General features: G+C 42.9%; 12 protein-coding genes. 6 read left to right on the forward strand and 6 right to left on the reverse strand.

The genetic code is table 11. The annotated features are described in order from the left end of the window. Positions 1 to 280 precede the first annotated feature (280 nt). Positions 281 to 1,003 (forward strand): nucleotide exchange factor GrpE, encoded by a 723-nt coding sequence (grpE, locus tag PX482_RS15735; RefSeq protein WP_002763110.1) that lies wholly within the window; start codon positions 281 to 283, stop codon positions 1,001 to 1,003. Between the two features lie 31 nt (positions 1,004 to 1,034). On the opposite strand, the gene PX482_RS15740 is transcribed toward grpE, so the two are convergent. The 3 genes from PX482_RS15740 to PX482_RS15750 all read right to left on the reverse strand — a co-directional run bounded on the left by PX482_RS15740 (position 1,035) and on the right by PX482_RS15750 (position 3,920). Further along, on the reverse strand, positions 1,035 to 1,169 hold the full coding sequence (locus PX482_RS15740; protein ID WP_002763108.1) for a hypothetical protein: 135 nt from the start codon (positions 1,167 to 1,169) through the stop codon (positions 1,035 to 1,037). Positions 1,170 to 1,205: 36 nt separating this feature from the next. After that, on the reverse strand, positions 1,206 to 1,865 hold the full coding sequence (locus PX482_RS15745) for an HAD-IA family hydrolase (RefSeq protein ID WP_288027587.1): 660 nt from the start codon (positions 1,863 to 1,865) through the stop codon (positions 1,206 to 1,208). Positions 1,866 to 1,955: 90 nt separating this feature from the next. Next, positions 1,956 to 3,920: an amylo-alpha-1,6-glucosidase gene (locus PX482_RS15750; RefSeq protein ID WP_288027585.1), complete on the reverse strand. Its 1,965-nt coding sequence runs from the start codon at positions 3,918 to 3,920 to the stop codon at positions 1,956 to 1,958. Between the two features lie 90 nt (positions 3,921 to 4,010). Between PX482_RS15750 and rpmH the strand changes: the two genes are divergently transcribed. From rpmH to PX482_RS15775, 5 genes are all read left to right on the forward strand, one after another. Then, on the forward strand, positions 4,011 to 4,148 hold the full coding sequence (rpmH, locus tag PX482_RS15755; protein ID WP_002739276.1) for a 50S ribosomal protein L34: 138 nt from the start codon (positions 4,011 to 4,013) through the stop codon (positions 4,146 to 4,148). Positions 4,149 to 4,174: 26 nt separating this feature from the next. Beyond that, on the forward strand, positions 4,175 to 4,537 hold the full coding sequence (gene rnpA, locus PX482_RS15760; RefSeq protein WP_002763101.1) for a ribonuclease P protein component: 363 nt from the start codon (positions 4,175 to 4,177) through the stop codon (positions 4,535 to 4,537). Further along, positions 4,527 to 4,922 (forward strand): PH domain-containing protein, encoded by a 396-nt coding sequence (locus tag PX482_RS15765; protein ID WP_002784373.1) that lies wholly within the window; start codon positions 4,527 to 4,529, stop codon positions 4,920 to 4,922. Before rnpA ends, PX482_RS15765 begins: the two co-directional genes overlap by 11 nt. A gap of 84 nt (positions 4,923 to 5,006) precedes the next feature. Further along, the gene (yidC, locus tag PX482_RS15770) at positions 5,007 to 6,155 is read left to right on the forward strand and encodes a membrane protein insertase YidC (protein WP_002763097.1); all 1,149 of its coding nucleotides are present in this window, start codon (positions 5,007 to 5,009) and stop codon (positions 6,153 to 6,155) included. After that, on the forward strand, positions 6,155 to 6,649 hold the full coding sequence (locus PX482_RS15775) for a Jag family protein (protein WP_002763096.1): 495 nt from the start codon (positions 6,155 to 6,157) through the stop codon (positions 6,647 to 6,649). Before yidC ends, PX482_RS15775 begins: the two co-directional genes overlap by 1 nt. Positions 6,650 to 6,873: 224 nt before the next feature. Here the strand turns inward: PX482_RS15775 and PX482_RS15780 are convergent, their stop codons facing one another. The 3 genes from PX482_RS15780 to PX482_RS15790 are packed head-to-tail and all read right to left on the reverse strand — an operon-like array spanning position 6,874 to position 9,351. Then, on the reverse strand, positions 6,874 to 7,083 hold the full coding sequence (locus tag PX482_RS15780) for a hypothetical protein (protein WP_002752080.1): 210 nt from the start codon (positions 7,081 to 7,083) through the stop codon (positions 6,874 to 6,876). An 11-nt stretch (positions 7,084 to 7,094) separates the two neighbouring features. Further along, on the reverse strand, positions 7,095 to 8,774 hold the full coding sequence (locus PX482_RS15785; RefSeq protein ID WP_288093270.1) for a glycosyltransferase family 39 protein: 1,680 nt from the start codon (positions 8,772 to 8,774) through the stop codon (positions 7,095 to 7,097). Position 8,775: 1 nt separating this feature from the next. Next, entirely contained in the window at positions 8,776 to 9,351 is a 576-nt protein-coding gene (locus PX482_RS15790) for a hypothetical protein (RefSeq protein WP_288122663.1), read from the reverse strand. Between the last annotated feature and the right edge of the window lie 406 nt (positions 9,352 to 9,757).

Consider the following 9,757-nt stretch of genomic DNA (forward strand, 5'->3'; position numbering starts at 1 on the left):
CACCACCTTTTAGACTTTATGCTCGATGAGGCCATCCCTGTTACTCGCGTTAATTCTTCTTGATTTTGGATGGGGAGCTACAGGGCAAAAGCGTTTTGTATTCTGTATTCCTTGCTACATTCTGAATTTGGAATTGCTGGGGTCGCTCATATCTAGTTACGCATCTTGTCCACAAAATGTTACATTAAGGGTTAAACCTTGATTATTAGCTGGTACTTAAAGACCAAAATTAGCAGTAAATGGTCATATATTGCCAAATTACCCAATAAAATTGTCTACTATGAGTGCAGAACCAAATACCTCAGTAATTTTCGACGAAAACCAAGAATCCTTTCCTAATTCCCCCGAATCCCTGACCACCGAATCGGAAGCCAGTGTCACCGATGAAGCCAAAACTGTGACGGATCAGGCCGCCTCTAGCGAGGAATTTTCCTTTCTAGGCGGAATGACTATCGATACTCTACAAGAGGAAATTGATACTCTCAAACAGCAGTTAGAGGAACAAACCCAACAGGTTGATGCCTACAAGAAACGCTATATCACTCTAGCAGCCGAGTTCGACAATTTTCGCAAACGCACAGCCAAGGAAAAAGAGGAACTGGAAACAAAAATCAAGGGCAAAACCCTGATGGAAATTCTTGGCGTGGTGGATAATTTTGAGCGCGCCCGTACTCAAATTAAACCGGCTAATGATGGCGAGATGGGTATTCACAAGAGTTACCAAGGGGTCTATAAAATCTTAGTAGAGAGTCTCAAGCGTTTAGGCGTTTCCCCCATGCGTCCGGAAGGTCAACCCTTTGATCCCACCTACCACGAAGCGATGATGCGGGAGTACACCGATGAACATCCCGAAGGCACGGTGGTCGAGCAGCTAGTGCGAGGATACACTCTCGGAGAAGATGTTTTGCGTCATGCTTTGGTAAAAGTGGCCGCCCCCAAAGAGACAGATCCTAACGCTGCTCAGTCAGAAGCGACTGCCATCCCATCCCAGGAATCAGTCTAAAATCCCGATGGGGATTAAAGCAGTTTGAGGGTTAGGTATTAGCTGGTAGGGTATGTATTCCCTCCCTATCCCCTATTCCCACTGAAAGACTTTTTCTCTCTTGACCTAAAGTTTGCTGAAAAAGTTTTTCGTGGGGGCAGGGTGTGGGTTGTAGGATTTTACCCATAAGAGCCAAAGATATTATCCCACAAGGTTTTTAGATTTATTCAGCAGGCCCTATTGATCTTTTAATTAAAAACGCTTCTATACCCAAGGCTTTTGCTCCTTGGTAATCCTCTTTTTTACTATCGCCAATATGCCAAGCTTGTGCGGGGGAACAATCATGTTTTTGCAGGGCGATTTGAAAAATTTCAGCATCGGGTTTAGCTGCTCCTGTCTGGGAAGAAATCGTGATCGATCGAAAAAAATATTCTAAGCCTAATTCGGCCAAAACTTGGTAGATACGACTATCAAAATTAGAAATAATGCCCAACTCGATCCCCTGAATCTGCCAGAGTCTTAAAGCGGGAATGACATCCTCGTACAGCACCCAAGGCTCGGCCGTGGCAAAATGACGGTAAAGTTCGCCAAAAAAAGCCTCAAAATCGGGAAATCGTTCCAGATAACCTAAATTATTAAAAACCGCCCCAGTCAGCGATCGCCACCAGCGATACTCTAACTCGGGAATTTGTGCCGGTTCAACCTCAGGAAAAGCTAAGGGGGGAGCAGTGGGGAAAATAGCCGAGAAAGACTGTTCTATAGGCTCGGCCGCCACCTCTACCCCAAAATCCGCCGCTATTTGACTATAAATTGCTCCGACACTGCCTTTTACCCCAAAAATGGTCCCCACAGCATCGAGAAAAATAACTTGCGGTTTCTCCATGAGAGTTTTGTCTTTAACGGTCTAACTGAGGTTTTTAGGGTCGGTCCTTTAGCTGGTCTAACACACCTAACAATTGCTCATTTTAAAGGATTATGGCGAAAATTCTCGGATCACTTGCCAAACCCTTAATACCTCTGCCACTGTCCATGCTTGGGCAAAAGCGCCCCTAGGGGTAAAAGGGGCATTACCATCGAAAATTTCGCTTAAATTACCGATACAGCTATCCCGAAGATGGTCGATCATCGGTGTTAAAAAACTCTCAGCTAGGATGGGATCGCGATAGACTTTCAGATGGGCCTCGATAAATGCCCCTAATAACCATCCCCAGACTGTCCCCTGATGGTAGGCACTATCTCTTTTTAAGCGATCGCCACTGTAAACGCCAAGGTAATCAGGATGATCGGCATCTAGCGATCGCAAACCGCGAGAAGTCAACAATTTTAAAGCACAAATATCGACAATAGCCCTTTTCTGTGAGGAATTTAATAACTCCTCCACCGACAAAGACACGGCAAAAAGTTGATTCGGTCGTAAACTGGCATCATTACCCTTGTCCGTATCCAAAACATCGTAACAATACCCCAGAGAATCATCCCAGAAGCGAGAGAACCCTTTTAGGGTCATTTTTCTCATTTTTTCGTAATCAGTGGCATCCATGCCCAAATAATGGGCAAATTGAACCATTATTTTGAGGGCATTGAACCAAAGGGCATTAATTTCTACGGGTTTGCCGATGCGGGGAGTAATCACCAGATCATCAACTTTGGCATCCATCCAAGTCAATTGTACTCCCGCTTCGCCGGCATAGATCAAACCATCGTCATCTAGGTGAATATTGTAGCGAGTACCGCGACGAAACCAAGCGATCACTTCCGTTAAAGCGGGATAAATAGTTCTGAGAAACTCAAAATCTTGGCTTTGGTTAAAATAGGAACGAATGGCTTCAAAATACCAAAGAATAGCATCGACAGCGTTATATTCGGGCATTTCTCCCCCATCGGGCAGTAAATTCGGCAATAAACCCTGGTCTAGATAACGGGAAAAAGTTAGTAAAATCTGACGCGCGATCGCAGATCTGCCTGTAGTCAAAGTTAATCCTCTTAGGGAGATCATCGTATCGCGACCCCAATCACCAAACCAAGGATAACCCGCGATTATCGTTTTGCCCTCCGGTTGATCCCGGAGAGGACGACTAACGATAAACTGGTCGGCAGCGAGGGTAAGTTGTTGAATCCATTCGGGCTGCTGGGGATTAATCAGACTATTTTCGTAGCGATAGCGAGACTCTAGAGAAGATTGACCGTCTAAATTCGGATCGGGACGGGTACTAGCGGCAATTGTCACCGATTCTCCCACTTTAAGAGTAGCCGAAAAACTAGCCCCATGGAGATGATTTTCTCGATCGATTAAACCACGATAACGTTCCACGGCCAAATCAAAGCGATAATACCAGATATGAGCGGGAAAAACCTCTCCCTGACTGATTAATAGATAAAAAGGTACAGCATTGTCATAGGCAATCACTCTGACTCCTTTTTCTAGGGGACTAATAGCCATTTGCCAGTTAAAACCCTGGGTATTGCCGTGAAAATCACGATAATTGACAAAAGCAGTCAGATTGAGAGTTAGGGGAGAATTGCCACGACGGTAGGTATAGTGAGTATAGGTGGTATTTTCTCCCTGTTCCATCCAGATACGCTTTTCTAGTAAGGCATCCCCGCAGATAAAAGTCCAGACGGGAATTGTGCCTTCCAGATGAAAACTTTCGATATTAATATAGCCTTGCGGTTCGATCGTAGCACCTAACCAGCGATTGCTGGCCAGATGATAAATTTTCTGGTTATATTGTATCGATTCATCGATTTTAGTCACAAGAAGCGTTCTTTGTGTCGGTGGAGCCAAAGCAGCGATCAAGAGACCATGATAACAGCGAGTTAGCAATCCGGCCACAGTTCCCGCGGCAAAACCACCAATACCATTAGTGACTAACCATTCGCGCTTTTCAGCCACCGGGAGATAATTGCAGATATCTCGACCAAAACGGAGCTTGACCATGGGCTTCCCAATTCCTAGTAATTTTGTTATAATCAAAAATTGTGTCTTTATATCTATAGACTAACTCTATCTTAAGGAGAAAAATCAGCAGTGAGTAAACGTACTTTAGAAGGAACCACGCGCAAACAGAAGCGCACTTCTGGATTTAGAGCGAGAATGCGTAGCGTCAACGGACGCAAAGTAATTAAAGCTCGTCGGAAAAGAGGGCGCTATCGTTTAAGTGTTTAGGTTATTCTGGGAACCGACTAATTTTCGTGGGACTACCCCAAATTCATCGCTTAAAACATCGACAGGATTTTCAAGCTGTCTATGGAACAGGGAAGCGTTATCACGGTTCCCACTTAACCTTAATTAGTTTAGAGGATTCTTGCCCAGATGCCCCCGGCCCCAGTCGTTTTGGTATCTCGATTAGCAAGAAAGTTAGTAAAAAAGCGGTGGTTCGTAATCGACTAAAAAGGCAAATACGAGCGGTAATTCGGCAGTTATTGCCAGAAATAGCAGCAGGATGGCGAGGGATAATCATTATCCGTCCAGGGGCGATCGAGTGCAATTATGAACATTTTTTGCGAGAATTAAAGCAGTTGTTAGTGAAGGCGAATATAATTCATGGGCATTAAAGAAGAAACTTTTTATGAAGGCGGTCCGCACATCGGCGACCTAATCATCAATATCCTGCTAGGATTTACGGTGATTTGTTTACCTTTGACCGTTGGGGCAGTGGTACGGGCAATCTGGTTAAGATATAAGATAACCGATCGGCGGATTTCGATCACTGGGGGTTGGATGGGACGCGATCGCACAGATATTATCTATTCAGAAGTGGCAAAAGTGGCAAAAATGCCGAGAGGAATTGGTGTTTGGGGGGATATTGTCGTAACTCTCAAGGATAGAAGTCGTTTAGAAATGCGCGCGATGCCGAAATTCCGGGAAATTCATGACTACATTGCCGAAAGAGTCGCCGATAAAACCGGTCGTCCCCTAGAATCGATCATCAGTCAATAAAACAAAATAATCGATCGCCTCGATTCGATAAATTAGATTTGTTACAGTGCCACCCCATTAAACGAGAAGACATAGATTAAACCCATGGATTTTGGAGTCGGATTTATTTCCACAAATATCATGTTGCCAATCCTAGATTTTTTCTTTCGGATTGTGCATAGTTACGGTTTCGCCATCATTGCTTTAACGCTGGTGGTGAGATTTGCCGTCTTTCCCCTCAGTGCCGGCCAGATTCGCAATATGAGAAAAATGCGAATCACTCAACCCTTGATGAAGGAAAGACAGGCAGAAATTCAACAACGCTACAAAAATGACCCGCAAAAACAACAGGAGGAAATGGGCAAATTAATGCAGGAGTTGGGCAATCCCCTGGCCGGTTGTTTACCCCTGCTATTACAAATGCCGATTCTTTTGGCTTTATTTGCGACGCTGCGGGGTTCCCCCTTCTCGGATATTAACTATACCGTCGATTTACAGGTGCTGCCGGCTGAACAAATCGCCCTCGTGCAGCGCCAACCCTATGGCACCAAACCCCAAAACGTCTATATTGACGAGTCTCTCCACTATCCCATCACCGCTTTTTTACCCCAAGGCAATAAAATCGCTCCGGGAGAACAGGTAAAAATCGACCTGCAAAACGACCAGGGCAAGTCTTTAAGCCAATTAGCCACGGAAGCACCGGAAAATAACCTAAAACCCACCTACGAGGTGGTTAAAGGTCAAGAACTGGTGCAAGTTAATGAAGACGGTTCCATCGTCGCTTTAGCCCCCGGAGATGCCAGTATTAAAGTTATCGTGCCGGGGATTGCCGCTAATACGGGTTTTCTCTTTATTGAGGCCCTGGGAAGAATTGGGGCAACCGGTGCCAATGGTGAAATTCACTGGGATATTTTGGCGATGGTGATCGCTTTCGGTATTAGTATCTATGTTAACCAAGAGTTATCCGGTGCCGGCGCTCCTTCGGGGGGGGCAGCCCAACAACAGCAAACGGTGAATAAAATCACCCCGATAATTTTTAGTATGATGTTCCTGTTTTTCCCCTTACCAGCGGGGGTATTGATGTATATCTTAACCGCGAACATCTTCCAAACTATTCAAACGGTGATTTTGATGCGGGAACCGTTACCGGAAAACCTGCAAAAATTGGTAGCGGAACAGGAAAAAACGGAAAAATCCCGCGATGCTCTCCCCTTTGAAAAACGTTCTAGCAAGAAAAAGGAAAAAACATCGTAATGAGTATATGGGAGCAAAATAGCGAGAAAGCTAAACAATGGCTGGAAAAACTGCTAAAGTTGATAGCCATGCCCGCAGATGTCCAGATTGGTGTGCAGGAATTGGGAACTGGACCTTCCTCCTGTTGGTTAATTATTGATAGCAGTCAATTGAGTCCCCAACAAGTGGAACTTCTCCTCGCTAACAAGGGTGAGGGACTGGATGCGATTCAATCCCTAGCTAATACGATTCTGAATATTGGTGTCGAGGCGGCAGAACATCAGTTCTATATTGTCGAAATCAATGGCTATCGTCAACAAAGACAGGCAGAACTTTTCGACTGGGTGAATCAAGCGGCGACGCAAGTGCGGCAAACAGGGCAGGAAATAGAATTAAAAGCCCTATCTTCGGCGGAACGTCGCCAAATCCATGCCTTTTTTCAGGAAGAAAACGATTTAACCACGGAAAGTCGCGGCGTGGAACCCGATCGCCGATTAGTAATTCGTTTAAAATAAGATCAAAGGGTGGGGTAAAACCTGCCCTCTTTTTTATTTTAGCCAGATATCTCCTGTCTGGAGTTTCTTCACCTAACGGAAGATTTTTGATTGTTGCAGGAGAGTTAAGTAGGGAGGCACAATTATTTGTAGGATGGGTTAGCGGTAGCGTAAACTATGCGCGCGTTGGGTTTCATGCTTCAACCCAACCTACGTTCATCTTATATTTAATTCCACCCACCCACTTAATAACTTAACTTCAGAGCATTTACAGGTACATCATCCCAAGATTCTACGGTTCTTAAAACTGCCACCCACCCCGCTTGTTTTTGTTCGTCCGTAAGATTGGTTAACCAACTTTGATGACAATCTTTTGCCGCTTGTTCGTCTTGACAGGCAATACAAGCTTGTACTAAACCACAGGGATCAATCTGTTCATTTACCCAAATAATCATAGTTAATAGCCCTACTTAACTTTATTATTATAATCCATCGATCGCCCACAGAGAAACTTTTGATATTGATAACCTGTTACATAATTGGAGGATAACTCTGAGAGTTGACAGTCCGATAAATCTATTGAAGAATGGAAATTAATTAACCATAATTCAAAAGGGGGGGAAGATGACAGATTAAAATTTGGCTTTTGTTCTGGGTTAACTAAGAGAAACTTAGGGGTTTTATCGGGAAATCTTTGGTTAAATTCCCAAGCAATTCCCATCATTTCTCCCACCTGCACTAAACTCCTATAGCTAGTGGCAATTACTAACGGATAACGGCTATTATTTTCGATAGTGGTAACTAATTTATCTGGGCGATAATACTTACGATAGCCTAAATTAAAAGTCACACTTAGGGAACTAACTAAAGCCATGATAATTACAATAATTACTATTCTTTTCTGCTTCCTTTGCCAACAATTATCTAATAAAATTGCTAGAATTAAAATTACCGAGGGAAAGTAAACAAAACTATATCTAGCTCCCCGGGTAATATCGATCGAAAGCAGATAGGTGATGACAAAGAAAATGGCAATTGAACTGAGAAAAAATGCCGAGAGAATGCCTAATTCGGGTTTATAGGAGTCTAGCCATGCTGTTTTTAATTGTGGGATAATCCAGAGAAAAAAACCGATCATTATTGCCCCAGAAATCAAGATAATTATTAAAGATTCTGATTCGACGGGGAGCAGGGAAAGCATAGTAATTAATGTTCCCAGCAATTGAAAAAAGGGGCTAATTACGGACAAAAAACTATCATTGTCTCTCTGAATCCAACTGGTCATCTGATTGCCATAATCTTTGGGTACAAACGTGATAAACCAAATAATAATAAAGCTCAAGTTACCTAAAAAAAATAAACTTAAACGCCACCAATTAGTTATCCAAAAGTTTTTTTGTTTGATTTGATTGAATAAAATCCATAATAAAGTTATCGCTTCCGCTAGGATAGTTAAACTAAAAAAATAGTGGACTAATAACCCTAGACAGTTGACAATTAACCAGAAAAAAACCAAAGTATGGGATATTCTCTTATGGTCGATAATTTTGATGCTTGCCTTAAGAAAACAGCCTAAAGATATGAGGACAAATACAACCGCTAAAGTATAATGACGCGCTTCTTGGGAGATAAAAACCGCGTAGGGAGAAACCGCCATTAAAATCGCCGCCAGAAAAGCGATCGAGCCAGATTTAAAGACCAATTTACTGATAAAATAAATTAAAGGAATCGAAATAACTCCCCAAAAAACTGCCAGCGATCGCATTCCTGCTAAAGATACATATTCTCCCCGATCAAAGAATAATTTATTCCAGAGATAGGCGAGAATAAAATATAAAGGTGGATGATTGTCCTCCTGAATAACTAATTTAATTACATCGGCAATAGTTGCCTGATGGTTGCTCTGGAGAGGTGCTAATAAAGTGTCTAGGGAAATTATTTGATTTAACGGCACTATCTGGTAATTATTGCCAATACTAAAAACCATAGTGGCAAATTCATCCGTCCAGGGAGGTTTGCTCGTTAATTGTGTTAACCTAATAACCAGTCCCAAAATTATTACTAATCCTAACCAGCAAAAATCAGACCAAGATAACCGCTCCTTGCTTCTTTGTTGTAGATCAGAAATGACTGTAGATAAATTCAATTTAATTGTTATCTCCAAAAGATTCGATTATTTTAACCGCTTCCGATGGGGAAATATCTTGACGGCAATTAGGATAATCATACTCCTCCCGGGCAATTAATGCCCCACTGAGACGATAAAAATATTCTCCCATTTTCATCCAATCGGAATACAAATCGGGTTCGGGGAATTGTTGCCTTAATTCCGAGTCTTTGGGTGTACCATAATTAAGCCAGTATCCTTCCCCAAATAGTGGGGAATTGAGCGCTAGGGTTCCCTCTAATTCTAAACCATCATCGCCCCTGGCGTTTTCGATTCCTTCCACCAAAAAACAGCTATTCTCGGCATTTTCAAAGAGGACTGCGTATCCTTTCCCCTCTTCTGCGAGGATTTTAATCTCGCTGGCCCGAAATCCGGGGGGGATATATTTAGGTAAAATAATCTTAGCATCTAGCGATCGCAGTTGTTGCCGTTGACTGGCGCTCAAAGTTACCGTTTCTGCTCTCAAATATTGCCCATTGTCAATAATAACAATAGATAATCCTAAAACTAAAGGCCAGAAAAATTTTATGGTCATAATCGCTGTTTCTAGGGTCATATTCTGGAGAATATGTCAGTTTTTAGGCAATTTACTGATTATTTAACCATATAAGCGACGAATATTGCCCTTTTCCTGTTCCCGATTCCCTATTTACCGATTCTAATCGACAAAAAATCATAGCTTATCTGTGGATTCCACTTTTTTCCACTTCTGTCACCCGGAATTATGGGACTGACATCACCCCAAACCCTCTCGTATTCTAAGGTTATCGACAGGAAAGAGAGGTGACAACCATGTTAGCCAACCACCAAAATCAAACTTTTGTCCGTAACTACTTAATCGCAGTTATCTCCGTGGTGATGATGGGTGTGGGAGTTGCCGATCTCGTCAATAATCCCTCCCGAATCGCTCAACAAAACCGTCTTGATGGTTATGGTCGCTATGTTAGCGCTGGTTTGGTTAG

Origin of the sequence: Microcystis sp. M53602_WE12 (assembly GCF_030065455.1) — a bacterium.
Taxonomy (GTDB): Bacteria; Cyanobacteriota; Cyanobacteriia; order Cyanobacteriales; family Microcystaceae; genus Microcystis; species Microcystis aeruginosa.